14 protein-coding genes and 1 pseudogene are annotated in these 17,295 nt (G+C 71.5%); 5 read left to right on the top strand and 10 right to left on the bottom strand.

Features of this window, described 5'->3' with window-relative positions; translation table 11 throughout:
• The first annotated feature begins 68 nt into the window (after positions 1 to 68).
• Positions 69 to 893 carry a TIGR02452 family protein gene (locus ACWDEW_RS32120; protein WP_450517406.1) on the top strand — a complete coding sequence of 275 codons (825 nt, stop codon included), beginning with the start codon at positions 69 to 71 and terminating at the stop codon, positions 891 to 893.
• A gap of 4 nt (positions 894 to 897) precedes the next feature.
• Here the strand turns inward: ACWDEW_RS32120 and ACWDEW_RS32125 are convergent, their stop codons facing one another.
• The 4 genes from ACWDEW_RS32125 to ACWDEW_RS32140 form a co-directional block, all read right to left on the bottom strand.
• Positions 898 to 1,344, bottom strand: a complete 447-nt coding sequence (locus tag ACWDEW_RS32125) for a type II toxin-antitoxin system PemK/MazF family toxin (RefSeq protein WP_362977667.1) — start codon at positions 1,342 to 1,344, stop codon at positions 898 to 900.
• A 55-nt stretch (positions 1,345 to 1,399) separates the two neighbouring features.
• Positions 1,400 to 2,887 (bottom strand): flotillin family protein, encoded by a 1,488-nt coding sequence (locus tag ACWDEW_RS32130; RefSeq protein WP_450517408.1) that lies wholly within the window; start codon positions 2,885 to 2,887, stop codon positions 1,400 to 1,402.
• A gap of 144 nt (positions 2,888 to 3,031) precedes the next feature.
• Positions 3,032 to 3,250, bottom strand: a complete 219-nt coding sequence (locus tag ACWDEW_RS32135; RefSeq protein ID WP_234467570.1) for a hypothetical protein — start codon at positions 3,248 to 3,250, stop codon at positions 3,032 to 3,034.
• A gap of 26 nt (positions 3,251 to 3,276) precedes the next feature.
• Positions 3,277 to 4,698, bottom strand: coding sequence for an amidase (locus ACWDEW_RS32140; RefSeq protein ID WP_450517411.1), 1,422 nt, complete (start codon positions 4,696 to 4,698; stop codon positions 3,277 to 3,279).
• A 237-nt stretch (positions 4,699 to 4,935) separates the two neighbouring features.
• Between ACWDEW_RS32140 and ACWDEW_RS32145 the strand changes: the two genes are divergently transcribed.
• Entirely contained in the window at positions 4,936 to 6,324 is a 1,389-nt protein-coding gene (locus ACWDEW_RS32145) for a glycoside hydrolase family 43 protein (protein WP_450517413.1), read from the top strand.
• A gap of 764 nt (positions 6,325 to 7,088) precedes the next feature.
• On the opposite strand, the gene ACWDEW_RS32150 is transcribed toward ACWDEW_RS32145, so the two are convergent.
• On the bottom strand, positions 7,089 to 8,396 hold the full coding sequence (locus tag ACWDEW_RS32150; protein WP_450517415.1) for an MFS transporter: 1,308 nt from the start codon (positions 8,394 to 8,396) through the stop codon (positions 7,089 to 7,091).
• 190 nt (positions 8,397 to 8,586) lie between these two features.
• On the opposite strand from ACWDEW_RS32150, the gene ACWDEW_RS32155 reads away from it, so the two are divergent.
• Positions 8,587 to 9,051, top strand: coding sequence for a hypothetical protein (locus ACWDEW_RS32155; protein WP_450517417.1), 465 nt, complete (start codon positions 8,587 to 8,589; stop codon positions 9,049 to 9,051).
• A gap of 60 nt (positions 9,052 to 9,111) precedes the next feature.
• On the opposite strand, the gene ACWDEW_RS32160 is transcribed toward ACWDEW_RS32155, so the two are convergent.
• The gene (locus tag ACWDEW_RS32160) at positions 9,112 to 10,713 is read right to left on the bottom strand and encodes a purple acid phosphatase family protein (protein ID WP_450517418.1); all 1,602 of its coding nucleotides are present in this window, start codon (positions 10,711 to 10,713) and stop codon (positions 9,112 to 9,114) included.
• Between the two features lie 217 nt (positions 10,714 to 10,930).
• Positions 10,931 to 12,061, bottom strand: a complete 1,131-nt coding sequence (locus tag ACWDEW_RS32165) for an MFS transporter (RefSeq protein ID WP_450517420.1) — start codon at positions 12,059 to 12,061, stop codon at positions 10,931 to 10,933.
• A gap of 198 nt (positions 12,062 to 12,259) precedes the next feature.
• On the opposite strand from ACWDEW_RS32165, the gene ACWDEW_RS32170 reads away from it, so the two are divergent.
• A complete protein-coding gene (locus ACWDEW_RS32170; protein WP_450517422.1) occupies positions 12,260 to 13,339 on the top strand; it encodes an AraC family transcriptional regulator in 1,080 nt (359 codons plus the stop codon).
• Positions 13,340 to 13,343: 4 nt separating this feature from the next.
• On the opposite strand, the gene ACWDEW_RS32175 is transcribed toward ACWDEW_RS32170, so the two are convergent.
• Genes ACWDEW_RS32175 through ACWDEW_RS32185 form a run of 3 tightly spaced genes read right to left on the bottom strand, consistent with a single transcriptional unit; the run spans position 13,344 to position 16,974 of the window.
• Positions 13,344 to 14,756 (bottom strand): aldehyde dehydrogenase family protein, encoded by a 1,413-nt coding sequence (locus ACWDEW_RS32175; RefSeq protein ID WP_450517423.1) that lies wholly within the window; start codon positions 14,754 to 14,756, stop codon positions 13,344 to 13,346.
• On the bottom strand, positions 14,753 to 15,631 hold the full coding sequence (locus ACWDEW_RS32180) for an SDR family NAD(P)-dependent oxidoreductase (protein ID WP_450517425.1): 879 nt from the start codon (positions 15,629 to 15,631) through the stop codon (positions 14,753 to 14,755). The genes ACWDEW_RS32175 and ACWDEW_RS32180 overlap by 4 nt, the downstream gene beginning before the upstream one ends.
• The gene (locus ACWDEW_RS32185) at positions 15,628 to 16,974 is read right to left on the bottom strand and encodes a flavin-containing monooxygenase (RefSeq protein ID WP_450517426.1); all 1,347 of its coding nucleotides are present in this window, start codon (positions 16,972 to 16,974) and stop codon (positions 15,628 to 15,630) included. Before ACWDEW_RS32185 ends, ACWDEW_RS32180 begins: the two co-directional genes overlap by 4 nt.
• A 153-nt stretch (positions 16,975 to 17,127) precedes the next feature.
• Between ACWDEW_RS32185 and ACWDEW_RS32190 the strand changes: the two are divergent.
• A pseudogene (locus ACWDEW_RS32190) lies at positions 17,128 to 17,295 on the top strand (MMPL family transporter); the annotation flags it as partial.

The raw sequence follows: 17,295 nt of genomic DNA on the forward strand, positions 1-17,295 counted from the left end.
AGCACGACGGGGGAGAACACGGGGGAGATCGCGGGGCGCGCTCTCATGGCGTACACGGGGGTTATGCCATGAGCGCGCGCCTGCGCGGCATCGCGCAGCAGACCGAGCAGATCGTCGCGGCCGGTGGTTATCGCACGGCGGACGGGCGCGAGGTGTCCGTCGCGGACGGGATCGAGGCGGCCCGCGCCGGCACCCGCCTGTACGGACCGGAGCCGGTGCGCATACCGGAGTTCTCACCGGTGGACACGTTCATCGAGGTCACGGGCGAGAGCAGCCTGGAGGCCGCCCGCCGGCTCACCGGCCCGGTCGCGGTACTCAACTTCGCCTCGGCCCGCAATCCGGGCGGCGGTTTCCTCAACGGCGCCCAGGCCCAGGAAGAGGCCCTGTGCCGCGCCTCCGCGCTGTACACCTGCCTCCTTGAGGCCCGCGGTTTCTACGATCGTCACCGCGCCCACCGCGACTCGTTCTACACGGACCGGGTCATCCACTCACCGGCCGTCCCCGTCTTCCGCGACGACAAGGGCCGCCTCCTGGACGAGCCGTACACCGCCGGCTTTCTGACCGCCGCCGCGCCGAACGCGGGGGTCGTCCTGCGCACGGCACCGGAGCGCGCCACCGAGCTGCCGGGCGCCGTCGCCGTACGGGCGGAGCGGGTGCTGGAGACGGCGCTCGCGCACGGCTACCGGCGGCTGGTCCTTGGGGCCTGGGGCTGCGGGGTGTTCCGGAACGACCCGGCGCAGGTCGCGGGCGCCTTCCACGCGCTGCTCGGGCCGGGCGGACGGTTCGCCGCGGCCTTCGAGCACGTGGTGTTCGGCGTCCTGGACCGCACACCGGGTGCCACGGTCCGGGAAGCCTTCGTACGGGCCTTTCCGGAGCGTCAGCTCCAGAAGTAGCCGCTCAGGTCCAGCCGTAGCGCTCGTGCAGCCGGTGGCGGACGAGGTTGAAGCGCATCTGGTCGATCGCGCACGCCTCCCGGCGCATGCCGTCCTCGTGCAGGCGCAGGACGCGGTCCACGTCGACCCACGAGTCGCGGCCGGACTTGTCCCACGGGCCGCTGCCGATCGCCACCCACTCGCGGTCGCCGTCGTGGCGCTTGCTGGAGAGCTGGACGGCGAGCAGGGTCCCGCCGGGCTCACGGGCCACGACGAGGACCGGGCGGTCCTTGCCCCGGCCGTCGTTCTCCTCGAACGGCACCCAGGTCCAGACGATCTCACCGGGGTCCGGGTCGCCGTCGTGCGCGGGGGAGTACTCGGTACGCACCCTGCCGACCTCGCGCGGGTCGGCCTCGGTGGTGGCGGAGGGGCCGAAGCGGCCCGGGACGTTCTCATCGGTAAACGCGGTCACGGGGGGCACCTTAGAGGGTGTCCCCCGTGACCCGTACGTCAGCCTCCCGTCGACGTCACTTCTCGTCCTTCTCCACCGGCACCTTCTGCGACGGCGGTGCCACGCTCCCGTTGAGGGCCGAAGTCCCGTTCGGGGTCTGCCCGTTCTGGTTCATCGTGGCCAGCAGCTGGCGGGCCAGACCGAGACCCGTGCCGCCCATGGTGAGCGCCTTGGCGAGCATCTCGGCCATGCCGTCGGCCCCGTTGAGGACCACCATGTTGTCGACGCTGCCGAACGCGGACGCGCCGGCCCGTACGATCTCCGGCCAGTTCTCGGCGAGTTGCTGCGCGACCACCGCTTCCTGGTTCTCGGCGAGGGCCGCGGCCCGCGCCTTGATGGCCTCCGCCTCGGCGAGACCCTGGGCCCGGGTCGCCTCGGCTGCGGCCAGACCCTTCGCCTGGGCGGCTGCGGCCTCGGCCTCACCGGTGGCCCTGGTCGCCGTCGCGGCCGCGGCACCTCGCGCCTGGGTCGCCTCGGCCTCGGCGTTCGCGGCCGTCTTGATCCGGCTCGCCTCGGCCATGGCCGCCAACTCGGTCTCCTTCGCCTTGGCCTGCGCGGCGGAGATCCGCGCGTCACGCTCGGCCTCGGCCCGGGCCCGGGTCTCGTACGCCTGGGCGTCCGCGGGCTTGCGGACGTCCGCCTGGAGCTGCTGTTCCCGGCGCAGGGCGTCGAGTTCGGCGATCCGGGTCTCCTGGACGACGACGTCCTGCCGGGCGGCGGCGTCCGCGAGCGGTCCGGCCTGGCGGGCCTTCGCCGCCGCCTTGTCGCGCTCGGCCTGGTAGCCGGCCTGGAGGATCTCGCTGTCCCGGGTGGCCTCCGACATCCGCGCCGCGGCCTTCTGCTCGGCCTCGGTGGCAAGGCGGTTGGCCTCGGCCTGTGCGATGCGCGCGTCCCGCTGCACGGCGGCGGCGTGCGGCATCGCGAGGTTCTTGATGTACCCGGTCGGGTCCTCGATCTCGTGGATCTGCAGCGAGTCCACGATCAGACCCAGCTTCTCCATCTCCGTACCGCACGCGGCACGGGTCTGGCCGGTCAGCTTCTCCCGGTCGCGGATCATGTCCTCGACCGTCAACCCGCCCACGATGGACCGGAGATGACCGGCGAAGACGTTGTGCACCCGCTCCGACATCATCTTCTGCTGGTCGAGGAAACGACGGCCCGCGTTGGCGATCGACACGAAGTCGTCGCCCACCTTGAAGATGACCACGCCCCGCACCTTGAGCGGAATGCCCTGGGTGGTCACGCAATCCACGTGCAGTTCGGTCTCGTTGAGGTCCAGCGAGATCTTCCGCACCGCCTGCACACCCGGCAGCACCAGCGTGCCGCGCCCCGTGACGATGCGGAACCCCATGCCCTCTTCGAGGCCTTCGGTACGGTGTTTCGAGCCGGAGATGATGAGTGCCTCGTTGGGCTCGGCGACCCGCCACATCGACTTGAACAGACCGATCAGTACGAGGACGGCGACAACCGCCACCCCCGCTACGACGCCGATGACCATCGGCATACGCCCCCTTTTGATGGTGCCCTTTCGGCACCGAACGAAGGGAGTGTGCGCCTGTGCGACACCGGGGTACAGACGCTGACGGATCCTTGTTGCAATCTTGACGCGAACGCCCTTGAAACTGCTCTCACCTGCGGGGGAGCACGCTCAACTGTCGTACGCCGCCGTTACGTAGACGGTACGTGGCGGCAGGTATTCCACGACCATCACCACCGTGCCCCGCTCGATCCGGTCAGTGCCGGTGGCGGCGTACGCGAGGAAGTGCTCCGCGCCGCCGCGCACCCGGACGATCACCTCACCGACGAGACCGGGTCCGACCGCCCCGGTGACCCGCCCCATCAGCCCGACCATCGACGCGTCTTCCATGGTCACAGGGTACGGGCCCAAACCGCCTATGCCGCCGGGGAATCCGCGGTGACCTGCTTCGGCCACCGCTCGTGCCAGCGCAGGTCCGCCTCCAGCTGCGCGGCCAGCGACAGCAGGAGGGGCTCGCTGTTCGCCGGCCCCAACAGCTGGGCGCCGACCGGGAGTCCGCCTGCGACGAAGCCGGCGGGGACGTTGACGCCGGGCCAGCCGAGGACGTTCCACGGCCACGCGTAGGGACACGTGGCGACCATCGCGCGGTCGGTGGCCAGGCCGTTCAAGGAGAGCATCGCGCCAACAGCAGGCGGGGGAGCGGCTGTTGTCGGCGCGAGGACCAGGTCGTATCTGCCGAAGAACGCGCCGAACCGGTCGTGCAGGGTCGCTTCCGCGCGCCGGGCCGCCCGCAGCGGTGCCCCGCCGAGCAGCCGGCCGAGGCGGGCGGCGTCCAGGGTGCGGCGGTCGAGGAGTTCGGGGTGCGGTGCCTCGCGGACCCGCTCGGCGATACCTGCGGTGGCGCGCGGGATCAGGGTCAGCCCGATCTGGCCGTACGGCGGATCATCCGCTACGACCGTGTGGCCCAACTGGGCCAGTCTCTCGGCGAGTTCCAGCACCCGAGCCCGTACGTCCGGGAGCAGCCGGGCGGGCAGCGCGGTGAACGGCGGCTTCAGGGAGAGCGCGATGCGCAGTCGGCCCGGGTCACGGCCCACCGCCTCCGTCATGCCGACCGCGGGCGGGCGGTACGGGTCCCGAGCGTGGTTGCCGCTCGCCGCGTCCAGGAGCAGGGCCGCGTCCGCGACCGTACGGGCGAGGACGCCGTTGACGGTGATGCCGTGGAAGGACTCGCCGCGCGGCCAGGTCGAGATGCGTCCGCGCTGCGGTTTGACGCCGATGAGATGGGTCCAGGCGGCGGGGATGCGCACCGAACCGGCGCCGTCCGAGCCGAGCGCGGCCGGGACCAGTCCCGCCGCGACGGCCGCCGCCGATCCGCCGGACGAACCCCCGGGCGTATGGCGGGAGTTCCACGGATTGCGGGTCGCGCCGAACGCCGGCCCCTCGGTGAACGGCCACTGCCCAAACTCGCAGGTGTTGGTCTTCCCGACGACGACGGCCCCGGCCGCTCGCAGCCGCCGTACCGCCTCGCCGTCCTCCGCCACCGGCGGGAACTCGCCGCGGCAGCCGAACGCGGTCGGCTCGCCCGCCACGTCCATGTCGTCCTTGACGGCGACCGGCACCCCGAGGAGCAACGTGCGTACTCCGGCGGCCAGTTCGCGGTCCGCCGCGTCGGCCTCGGCGAGCGCGGCCTCCCGCCGTACGATCCGAAAGGCGTTGAGGGAGGCCTGAGTTGCCTCGATCCGGGCCAGCGCCCGCTCGGTCAGGGTGCGTGCCGTCACCTCGCCGGCGGCCAGCGCGCGGGCGGACTCGGCCAGGCCTGGGGAACGGTCGGGCGTCATGACGGTACCTCCGGGGCGCGGGGTCTACCGAACGGTAACGGCCGGGAGCCCGGTGCGGTGCGGATGCGGCAACTTCCCGCGTGGCGTCTATGGTTGACGGCTCGCCACAGGCTTCCCACAGAGATCTTCCAGCACTGCGCAAACCATTGACGTGTTCCTGACCCACCCCTACCTTCTGATCGAATTCACGAACCGCGTTCGACATGGCGAACGTCCGAGTCTCCGGGAGAGCCGCCCGTGACCACACGTCCCTCCACACCGTCCCGCCGTGCCCTGCTGCGCGCGCTGGCCGCCCTGCCCGTCTCGGCACTCGCCGTGGCCGAGGCCCCCGGACTGCTCGGCACGGCCCTGGCCGCCGCCCCGGCCGCCGGCTACGCCACCCGCTACACGATCGTCCCGTTCCTCAACAGCGACGACGGCACGGTCAACGTCTACCAGTCCGACGACGCCACCGACTTCCGCCTCGTCCAGGCCTCGGCCTACACCCCGCCCAGCAACCGCATCCGCGACGCCAGCGTGTTCAAGCACACCGACGGCTACTACTACCTGACGTACACCACCCACACCTGGGAGGACGTCAGTACCACCATCGGCTTCGCCCGCAGCGCCGACCGCGTCGACTGGACCTTCCTCTACGACTACACGGTCCCGATCACCAATCTGTCCCGAGCCTGGGCCCCCGAGTGGTTCGTCGACAGCGACGGCAGTGTCAACGTCATCGTGTCCTGCTCGACCACCGACGACGAGTGGATCTTCACCCCGTACCGGCTGAAGGCCACCAACTCCGCACTGGTGGACTGGAGTTCGCCGGTCGCCCTGTCCGGCATCGGCTCCAACCACATCGACACCTACATCGTGCGCATCGGCTCGACCTACCACGCCTTCACCAAGAACGAGACGGCCAAGTACATCGAGTACGCCACCGCCACCAGCCTCACCGGCCCCTACACGATCTCGAAGACCGGCGACTGGGCCGGCTGGGGCAGCTACCGCGAGGGCCCCTCGGTCGTCCAGCTCGACAACGGCGGCTGGCGGATCTTCTTCGACGGCTACGGCGACGGCAACTACTACTACAGCGACAGTTACGACACCTTCGCCACCTGGTCCGCGCCGACCGCGCTCACCACGCTCTCCGGCACGGCGCGCCACTTCACCGTCATCAAGGAGACCGTGTCCGGCGGCCCGAGCCTCGCGACCGGCGTCACCCGCTCCTTCCGGTCCGCCAACTACACGACCCGCTACTGGCAGGAACAGTCCGCCCTGCTCAACCTGCCGGTGGTGACCAGCGCCAGCACCACCGCGCTGAAGCAGGCGTCCACGTTCACGGTCGTCGCGGGCCTCGCCGACGCCACCGGCTTCTCCTTCCGTGACAGCGCGGGCAACTACCTGCGCCACTACGACTTCCGGGGCCGTTTCGACGCCAACGACGGCACGACGACGTTCGCGAAGGACGCCACGTTCTACGCCCGGACCGGCACCACGACCGGCGCGCTCCGCTTCGAGTCGTACAACTACCCCGGCTACTACCTGCGCCACTACAACTACCAACTCCGGGTGGACCCGACCGACGGCACGGACCTCTTCCGCACGGACAGCTCGTTCGTGCCGGTGACGGCCTGGGCCTGAGCGCGGGCGGTGCTCAGGCGGTGGGGCCGAGTGCCCCCACCGCCTTGAGGGGCGGATCCGCCATGGCGGGGGGCACCACGAGAGTGTCGTGCGGGTGCCCATGTCACTCACTTCCAGGGTGCTGAATCCGATACTGGAGATTTCGTGCTCTTCCTCTTCGAAATCCCTGTGCAATTCACCTACCGACATAGAGAAGTGGCCGGCGATCGGGCCAGTGCGGCGATTGTCCGCGGGCGCGTTGCCGGGTCTCCCTGAGGTGACAGTCGAAGGGCCGGGCGTTGCCGTCGTCGCCGGGACGGACGAAGGGATGGAAGAAGCACACGTCGAGACAGACGAAGGCGGCACCGTGCGCCGCGCAGGGACCACCGGCTCGTCCTCCCACACCGTGGCCGGCGTGCACCACGAGCCGGCCCCGCGGATGGTCGGGCGAGGAGCCCGGGAGCGGGCTGCCCCACGACGTCCTCGGGCCGTCGCAGGGAGGGACTCCGCAATCCGTTCCGCCATGTCGTTCAGCAGCACCGGGTCGGGTCCGGGGCCCGGTCGTGCAGGTCGGGATCGTCGTAGGAGAGGTTCGGGTGGACCGGTATCCGGCGGCCCGGTCCGGGGAAGCGGACCACTCGCGCCACGGCCCGCTGTCGAAAGGGTGGCGGGCCGGGTTCTCCTCGTCCTGGCTCAGGGGTCTCGGGTTCGGGCCGGTCGGCGCCGTGCGAGCCTGCGCAGCCGCCCGGCGCGTGGTCAACCGAACTACCGCCGGGCGCGGGCCGTCAACGCGGCGTCGCCGACGGCTCGTTGGGGAGGGCGGACCTGGGTGGTCGGTCGGCGGTCGCGCGCAGTGTGGGCTCGTTGCGCAGGCGTACGAAGGTGATGGCCAGGGCGACCGCCTGGACGGCGGCGCAGCACAGGACGGCCGTGCCGAGGTGGGCCGGCGGGGTGAGGGCGACGAGGATGCCGGCCACCGGGAACGGCAGCAGCAGGAGCAGCATGGTCAGGGAGAGCGTGGTGCCGAAGGCCGTGGCCGGGATGACCAGGGAACGCAGGGTGCGCAGTACGACGGTGAGGCCGCCGTCGCCCGCCATGAACAGCGCGACGAGGACCGTGTACGCGGCGTAGGACGGGGCCTGCGGGAGAGCCAGGCAGGCCGCCGACGCGAAGGTCGCGCACACCACCCCCACACCCCACAGGTCGAGTCGGCTCAGCGCGAGCCGGCAGCAGGTGACCGCCAGTAGGGTCGCGGCCGCGGCGGCGGACCACAGCGTGCCGACGTCGGCGGAGGAGCGGCCGAAGTTCTCCACCACGATCACGGGGCTGGCCGACTGGAGCAGCCCGAGCGCGAGATTGGAGCAGGCCAGACCCGCCACCAGCCAGCGCAGCGCGGGCAGTCTGCGCAGCATGCGCAGCCCGGTCCGCAGCCCGCCGGGTGTCCGTTCGCCGTCGGGACGCGCGGAGCGCAGCGGGGTGGGCGGGGTCTGCAGGCCGAGCACGGCGGCCAGCAGGGACAGCGCGGTCAGACACCCGAGCATCCATCCTGGTCCCACCAGCAGCAGGAAGCCCGCGAGCAGGGGACCGACCAGCATCGCGGTCTGGTCGATACCGATGAGGACCGACTGCACTCCGTGCGGCCGGTGTTGGGCCCGCCGGGTCACGATCGCGCCCACCGCCTCGTTGGCGACGAAGCTGAACTGGGTGAGCGTGCCGGTCACCGCGGCCAGTACCAGCACGGTCACCGTCTCCGCGGTGCCGCGCGGCAGTACGGCCAGCGTGACCGCCGCCCCGGCCAGCACCAGGGCCCGCAGCAGCGAGGCCAGGAAGCACACGATGGCCGCGCCGCGCCGGTCCACCACGTTGCCGGCCAGCACGAACGCGGCGATCCGGGGCGTCCACTCCAGCGCGAACGCCAGGCCCGTGAGCGACGGGGACCGGGTGATCGTCAGGACGAGGAGCGGCATGGCGTACGTCGACATGGAGAACGCCAGGGCGTCACTGGTGCGGGGTGCGTAGATCCGTCGGAAAAGACTGCCGGACGGAACGGCTGCATGGCGACCGGCGGGCGGCCGGTCCTCGTGCAGGGTCATGGCCACGGAGCGGAGGGCTTTCGGTGAGGCGTATCACGGAGGGGAAACGGGCGGCCCCCGTCCACGGCGAAAGGAATTCGCGAAGGGCGGGGGTCAGGGTAAAACGCCTACGAGCAACGTCAGTTGAGGCGTGAAATATATCGCAGCTCAGGGGTTCGGCATATCCCGAGCGCACATCTCCGCACGTTCCGTGCAAGGGATTCGCTGTTCCCGATGCCGATATCGGAAGTGTCCGCAGATTCGTGGCCCAGAGACCGAAAGGGAAGCCGTCAAGGCGCTGCGCGGAGTCCTCGGCCCCGAAGCGCTGGCCGGGAACCTGCTCGCCGCGTCCTGGCCGATCGGCTTCGGCTCCCTGTTCCTGATCATCACCGCGCTGAGCGCGGCCCTCGACGAGCAGAAGGTGCACACCCTGATGTGGCCCACCGCGTCCGGGCTCGTCGTGGGACTCCTCTACCTCGCCGGGGGTTCCGTGTACCGCGACCGCCTCCAGTACATGCTCGGCACCTGGCTCGCCCTCACCTCCTCCGCCGCGCTCGTCCTCCACGGCGCGCCCCTGTACTGGGTGCTGGCCCTCGCGGGCGGCGGCAGCTACCTCGTGGCGGCGGCCCTGGAACCCCGCCGCCACACCAAGGCCCTGCTCGCCAGGGCGAGTTGAGACGCCACTCGTGGACCGCGGCCACCGGCATCGCGCCGGTGGCCGCCGCTCCATGTCCTGCTAGTAGCTGTGCCCGGCCTTCTTGACCCTGCGGGAGACCGTGAACCGGTCGACCTCCGCGCCGGTCGCGGCCAGTGCCCGGACCGTGAGGGTCGTCGTACGGCCCGGTGCGGCGGGGGCGACGTCGACGCGGATGAACGAGTAGCCGGTATAGCGCACCCGGGACCAGTCGACGTTCTCGGTGACCTTGCCGTCCTTGCCGGTCCAGTAAGTCGGCACCGAGTCGATCGCGTCCTCGTGCCCCTCGTAGCTGTCGGCCACCGGGAAGCTGTACACGCTCTCGCCGCCCGCGCCCGCCGTCACGTACACCACACCGCCCTTGGCCGGCTCGTGGGTGCCGCCGATCGGCAGGGTTCGTACGGCCTTGTCCTGGACGACCGGGTCGGTGCGCTCGTAGACGTGGTTGTGGCCGTTGACCACCAGGTCCACATGGTGCTTCTCGTACAGCGGCACCCACTGCTCGCGCACCCCGCCCTCGGAGGCGTGCGAGCTGGTGGTGGAGAAGGCGCAGTGGTGGTGGAAGACGACGACGAAGTCGACGTCCGTACGGGCCCGCAGTTCACCGAGCCGCTTGTCGAGCCAGGCGGTCTGCTTGCCGCCGGTGTAGCCGATGTTGGCGGGGATCTCGTACGACACATCGTTCGCGTCGACCGAGACCACGCCCACGTTGCCGTGGACGAAGGAGTAGACGCCGGGAGCCGACGACGCGTCAAAGCCGTTGCCGGGCAGGGTGAAACGGGCCTCGTTGCCGCCGTACCCGTTGGGGGAGTACCAGGACTCCATGTCGTGGTTGCCGAACGCCACCATCCACGGCACCCGGCTGGAGAGCGGCTCGATCTGCGCCAGGAACGAATCCCACTGGCGGGCGTCGTAGTTGCCCGCGTCCCCGGGCAGCCCGTGGCCGGTCTCCTCGGCGTAGCAGATGTCACCCGCGTGCAGGTGGAAGGCCGGACTCTGCGCCTGCACAAGGGAGTTGAGGCCGATCGAGGTGTAACTCGGGTTCTGGTCACCGAATGCGGTGAACGTGAACGGCCGCGTGCTGTGCCTGCGGGGCGCGGTGGTGAAGGAGTAGACGGTGTGCGCGGCGCCCGGGTCGGCGGGGTCGAAGCCGTCGTGGCCGACGCCGTAGTAGTACGTCGTGTCCGGGCTGAGGTTGTCCAGGGCCGCGTGCACGTAGTACTGGTCGATGTCGGCGCTCTTGCCGATCCCGGCCGGTGTGAACAGGTCGCGCACCTCCGCCGGTATGCGGTGGCTCAGGTCGAGGGGGCTTCTGCCGATCCGCAGGAACGGCTTGCTCACCGGCAGGGGGACCTGCCACGAGACGCGCATCTGGGTCCGGGGATCGGCGCCGTAGGCCAGGTGCCGGCCGAACGGCGCCACCAGCGAACCGTGCACGGCGGACGTCGTGGACGCCGGCACCAGCGTGGGCGTCGCCGCGGCCGCGACACCCCCGCCGCCCGTGAGGGCGACACCGGTGGCGGCGACCGCGCCGCCGCGCAGCAGACCGCGACGGGAGAAGGCACGGCGGAGGTACTCGTGTTGCTCGGGCATGCTCAGGGTGTCGGCGAGCCGGTCGGGAAGGCCCATGCGAGGAGTGTTCATGGGCGCGACGCTGGCAGCGCCGGTTGAACGACCGATTGCCGCCTACCCATGGACTGGCCATATCCCGCCCATCGCCTGGCTTGTTTGCTACGCCTCGGATGTCCCGAGCGGCCGGGTGAAGTGCCGGGCGTCGGCCAGGACGAGCAGCGCCGAGGGGGCTGATGCGGCGTACGCGAGCCAGGACTGGCCATGCCCCGCCCATCGCCTGGCTTGTCTGCTACGCCTCGGATGTCCCCGGCGGCCGGGTGAAGTGCCGGGCCCCGGCCAGGACGAGCAGCGCCAGGGCGGCCGGTGCCGCGTACGCGAGTCGGAACTCGCCGGTGGAACCGAGAAGTCCACTCACCGCGCCGCCGGTGAGGACACCCGCGTAGTTGAAGAGGTTCAGCCGGGCCAGGACCGATTCCGAGGCGGCCGGGCGCAGCCGTGCGGCGGAGGCCAGACACAGCGGGGCCAGCACCGACGCCCCCAGGCCCACCACCCCGGCCGCGAGCACGGCGAACGGCCAGCTCGGAGCCATGGCCATGCCCGCCAGCGCACCCGCCACCACCAGGGTGGCCGTGCGGACGACGGCGACGGTCCCGACCCGATGCACCAGCCGGTCCACGCTCGCGCGGCCGACGACCGTGCCGGCCTGGTACGCCGCGTACGCCATCGGCGCGACCGTGAGCGACGCGGCGAGGGTCCCCCGCAGATAGACCGCCGACCAGGCGGAGACCGTCGAGTCCACGACGTACACGACGAGCAGGACCAGTCCGAAGGGGAGCAGGCGCAGCCACAGCCGGCGCCCCAACGGCGTTTGCGCCGACGGCCCTTGGGAGGAGAGCGACGTAAGGATGTGCGTGCGCAGACAGGCGGCGACGAGCAGCAGGAGGCCCGCCTGCACGGCCAGGCCGTCGCCCGCGGGCAGATCGAGACGGGCCGCCCCGGCGGTGAGCAGGGCCGCGAGCACACCGCCCACGCTCCACGCCGTGTAGAAGGAGCCGAAGACGCTACGGCCGTAGGCGTGTTCGATCGCGGCGGCCCTGGTGTTGACCCCGACGTCGAGGCCGCCCACGGCGAGACCGAAGAGGACGTAGGCGCAGACGGCGGTCTGCGGGCCGGGCGCCTGGCCGATCAGGGTGAGCGCGACGGCGGCCGTGAGCAGGGCGCCGCGCATCGTGGTGACCGGACCGGCGACCCGGACCGCGGCCAGCCCGAGAAAGCTGCCGAACCCGGCCGCCAGGGCGACCGCGACCAGCGTGGTGGTCGTCAGGAGCGGGGACAGCCCCTGGTGCTCGGTGACCGCGGGGACGGTCGTGTACACGGCGGCCACGGACACACCCTGAGCGGCGAACGCGAGAGTCGCCACCTTTCGGGCGCCCGTCCTGGCGGAGCGACGCCCGCTCTCCGCCCGTTCTGGAGCGCTGACTGACATGCAGAGACCGTAGTCAGGCGGTGCGGGACGGACGCAGGACGCCGGGGGCCGTTGAGGGGACTCCGGCGGCCAGCAGCTACGACCGGTGCGGCCCGGGTGCTTACGGTGGTCGCCCACGAGGAGGTGAGTGCGATGTTCCCCGACCCCGCCCCGGCGGACCCGCACGGGACCAGCCGCAGCACATCGGCGACGATCCAGCCGAACATCCTGCGCTATCTCGTCACCGTCGCCGACGAACGCGGCATCGACCTGCGGCCCCTGCTGAGCCAGGTCGGCCTGGACGAGACGCTCATGCGGTCCGCCGCGCTACGGGTGTCGTACCGGCAGGGCAGCGCGGTGATTCGGCGTGCGATGGAGCTCACCGGGGACGAGCGGCTGGGTCTGAAGGTCGGCGCGGCGCAGCACCTCACCGCGTGGGGTCTGCTCGGCTTCGCGCTACTGGCCGCCGACACCCTGCGCCACGCCATCGAGACCGGTGTGAAGTACCAGAACCTCTCCGGCGCGATGACCATGTGGTCGACCGGCGTGGACGAGGACGGCGCCTTCGTCCTGCGCGCCGACCTCCCCGATCCCGCCGTCGACCCGAGCGTGGCCACCTTCCTCGTCGAGGAGGGGCTCGCCTCCGTGGTCACCGTGTCCCGACTGGCCATCGGCCCGGACTTCGCCCCGCGCGTGGTGGAGTTCGCCGCCCCGCCGCCTCGTCAACACGCCCTGTACGACGCCGTGTTCGGCTGCCCGGTCCGCTTCCGCGCCCCGGCCGACCGCATCGTCATCGACCCGGCGTGGGCCCGCGCCCCGATGCCCGGCCGGGACCCGGTGACGTACGCCTCGACCCTGGAGACGCTCGACGCCCAACTGGCGTCCCGTACCGACCAACAGGACCTCCTCGAAGTGCTGGAGGTGTCCGTCGCGCAGAGCCTCCCGGTCATCCCGTCCTTCGGTGACCAGGCGCGACGGCACGCGACGAGCGAGCGGACGCTGCGCCGCCGACTGGCCGACTGCGGTACCACCTACGAGGCACTGGCCGAGGGCGTGCGCCGGGAACGTGTCGAACAGCTGCTGCTGCGCCCGGAGTTGACGCTGCGTGACATCGCCCACCGGGCGGGCTTCTCCGACGAACGCGCCCTGCGCCGCGCGGTGCGCCGCTGGCACGGTACCTCCCCGGTCCAGCTGCGGGAGCGGCTGCTCCGGGCGGCGGCGCACCGCGCTTGACCGGTCAACGGCTGCGGATCCAGACCGTCTTCTCCCGCGTCCACTGGTCGAAGGCGTTCGTCGACTTCTCCGCCCCGCCGAACCCGGACTGCTTCCAGCCGCCGAACGGGGTGGTGATGTCCCCCTCGCTGTAGGAGTTGACGGAGACCACGCCCGCCTCGATGTCACGGGCCAGCCGCAGCGCGGTGTCGAGATCGCGGGTCCAGACGGAGGCGGCGAGCCCGTACTCGGTGGCGTTCGCCATCCGTACCGCCTCCTCCTCGGAGCCGAAGGTCTCGACGGTGACCACGGGACCGAACAACTCCCTTGTGAGTACGGCGCTTTCGGCGGGGGCGCGGGTGATCACGGTGGGCGGGTAGTAGGCGCCGCGCGCGGGGAGCCCGTGGGGGAGTCCCGCGGTGTGGATCTGTGCCCCGCCCGCGCGGGCGGCGTCGACGGCCCCTGCCACCCGGTCGAAGGCGGCGCGGTCGATGAGCGGCCCCTGCTGGGTCCGCGGGTCCGCCGGATCGCCGACGACGAGGTCCCGTGCCGCCGCGGTGAACCGCTCCACGACTTCCTCGGCGATACTCCGGTGCACCAACACCCTTGAGCCGGCAGTGCAGTTCTGTCCCGTCGTCAGGAACGCGGCCTCGATCATGTCGCCGATCAGCCCGTCGCCGTAGGAGAGCGCGTCGGCCATCAGCACCTGGGGGCTCTTGCCGCCCATCTCCAGGGAGACGCGTTTGAAGTTGCTGTCGGCGGCGGCCCTGAGGACGCGGCGGCCGGTGGCGGTGGAGCCGGTGAAGGAGAGCGCCCGGACGAGCGGGTCGTGGGCGAGGGCGGTGCCGGCCTCATCGCCGTAGCCGGGCAGTACCGTGAGGACGCCGGCGGGCAGGCCGGCCTCGGTGGCGAGGGCGGCGAGGTGGAGGGCCGAGCGCGGGGTGGCCTCGGCGGGCTTGACGAGGAGACAGTTGCCGGCGGCCAGCGCGGGGCCGACCTTCCAACTGGCCATCGCCAGTGGGTAGTTCCACGGCAGGATTGCCGCGCCGACACCGACCGGCTCGCGGCCGACGAGACCGAGCGCGTCGGACCCGCCCGGCGCGATGCGGCCGAAGACCTTGTCGGCCGCCTCGGCGAACCAGCGGACCGCCTCGATCGCCCCCGGCACGTCCCCCGTACGGCACTCCGTGATCGGCTTGCCCGCGTCCTCGCAGTCGAGGCGGGCGAGGAGTTCGGCGTCCCGTTCCATCAGGTCGGCAAGGCGGAGCAGTACGGCACTCCGCTCGCGGACCGGCAGCCGCGACCACACCCCGGAGTCGTAGGCGAGCCGTGCCTGCTCGGCGGCTTTGGTGACGTCGTCGGCGCTCGCGGCGGGGAGGGTGGTGAGTGGCTCGCCGGTGGCCGGGTTGACGACGGTCAGGCTCTCGTTCCTGGTCATGCCTCCTCCACCAACTCCCAGCGCCCGTCGGTCTGTCGGGCCAGTCCGCGACTGCGGAGCTCCTCCAGATAGCGGGCCATGCCGCGGTCGCCGCGCTTGCGGAACAGGGGGAAGATCCTGGGCAGCAGGTTCGGTACGAGCATCGCGCACCGGACCAGACGGGACTCGCCGGACCGGGGGTAGGCCTCAAGGCGTGGCCTGTCCAGCAGGCTCACCACGGCCGCGACGACGTTCGCCGGCTGCTGCGGCCGGTCCTGGAACTGCATGGAGTTGCCGCCGTCCACGGCCTCCTGGCGCAGCATCCGGGTGTCCGTCGCCGAGGGCAGCACCGACCCCGCCAGGATGCCCCTGGCGCGCAGATCCAGGCCGATGGCGAGCATCGCGCCGCGCAGCCCGAACTTGGACGCCGTGTAGATCGGGGTCTCGCCCAGCGGGAAGATCCCGCCCAGGGAGACGGTGGTGACCACCCGGGCATCCCGCGAGGCCTTCAGCAGGGGGATCGCGATCCGGGTGGCGACCAGGGGGGAGGTCAGATTGAGGGTGATCTCCTGCTCGATGCTCTCGACGCTGCGCGCGTCGAACCGCTCCGAGTTGGTCATGCCCACGTTGTTCACCAACACGTCGAGTCGGCCGTGCACCTCGCCGACCCGCTCGAACAGCCCCTCCAGCTGGGCGCGTTGGGTCAGATCGCAGCCGATACCCGAGTGCCCGGCACCGGGCAGCGCGGCGGCCACCCGCTCGGCGCGGGCCCCGTCGATGTCGACGACGACACAGCGCGCGCCGCCCGCCGCGAAACGGTGGCACAGCGCACTGCCGATACCGCCCGCGCCGCCCGTCACCAGCACGACCTTGTCGGTGAAGTCGAACCGCCTCATGCCGCCGCCCCCACTTTCCGCGGAGACCGCACCGGCGGCGCCTGGCCCTCGGTGCGCCAGCCCAGTTGCCGGGCCACCTTGCCGAGGTACTTCACGAACGCCCCGCTGTCGACGTAGCCGGTGTGCCGGGGCGAGGCGACGAACTTCAGCCCGCCGGACAGATCCGGCCGGTCGGCGCGGATCATCTGCGTGAACCGCTCGGCGTTGGCCAGCCCATGGCGCGCGTCGTGCAGATACCCGGCGATCAACTGTGCCTGCATGTCGAAGAGTTGGTACGCCCCGGCGTTCGTCTCCACGAACCCGATGCCGAACAGACCCCGGTGCTCGCGCGAGAACGACGACAGATACAGGTCGGGATGCTGTTCGTCGCCGAAGTACCGCTGCGCGACCGGGACTTTGTGGACGAAGCCGGTGGCCAACAGGATCAGGTCGAAGTCGTCGCTCGTGCCGTCCGTGAAGTGCACGGTGCTGCCCTCGGCGCGGGCGATGCCGGGCCGGGCGGTGATGTCGCCGTGCTGGAGGTGGTGGATCAGCATCGAGTTGATGGCCGGGTGCGTCTCGAACAGCTTGTGGTCCGGCTTCTGCAGCCCCAGCCGGGTCGGATCACCGTTCAGGATCCGCAGCAGACCGCCGAAGACCCGCTGCGCCAGCCACATCGGCAGATGTGGACCGCTGTTGGCGATGGTGTCCACCGGCCGCCCGAAGAGATGCTTGGGGATGAACCAGTAGCCGCGCCGCATGCTGATCACCGCGCGGTCGGCCGCCCGGGCCGCGTCGCACGCGATGTCACAGCCGGAGTTCCCCGCACCCACGACCAGCACTCGCCTGCCCCGGAGCTCCTCCGCGCTGCGGTAGCCGACCGTGTGCCGGATCTCCCCGCTGAACTGCCCAGGGATGTCCGGGGTGTTGGGGTGCCACTGGGAGCCCGTGCACACCACGACCTGCCCGTGCAGGCTCTCCTGCCCGTCGGCCCGGACGACCGTCCAGGTGCCGTCCGCGTTCTTCTCGACGCTCTCCACCCCGACGCCGAACTCGATCCGGTCCGTCAGCCCGTAGGCGTCGGCGAAGGACCGCAGGTACGACAGGATCTGCCGGTGCGGCGGATAGTCCGCGAAGTGATCGGGCATGGGGAAGCCGCTGAAGCCCGACAGGGTCCGGCTGGAGATGAAGTGCGCCGACTCGTACATCGGCCCGCCGGGATTCTCGATGTCCCAGATCCCGCCGAGCCCGGTGTGCCGCTCCAGATGTGTGTACGGCAGCTTCCGCTCGGTCAGCGCCCTGGCGACCGCCAGCCCGGCGGGCCCCGCCCCGATCACACACGTGTCCAACTGGCTTTCCGTCACGAGCCTGCCTCCTCGGTCGTCCCGTTTCACGGGTGGTGAAGGAAACGTATGCACCCGCTGTCCTGCGGGAACTGACCCGCGCGGCCAGGGACGGGACCTCGGCGGCCGCGCCACGGCCGCCGGTGCCCATCCAGCCCATCGGCGTTCGCCCTCGCCCTCGCCGTCGGTGTGGCCGTCGACGCCTTCGCCGTCCTCGTGACGCTCGTACCGGCGGTGCTCGCGCTCGCCGGCCGGGGCGCCTGGTGGCTGCCCGGCCGGCTGGACCGGCTGGACCGGCTGGACCGGCTGGACCGGCTGGACCGGCTGGACCGGCTGGACACG

It is taken from the genome of Streptomyces sp. NPDC001100 (assembly GCF_053598575.1).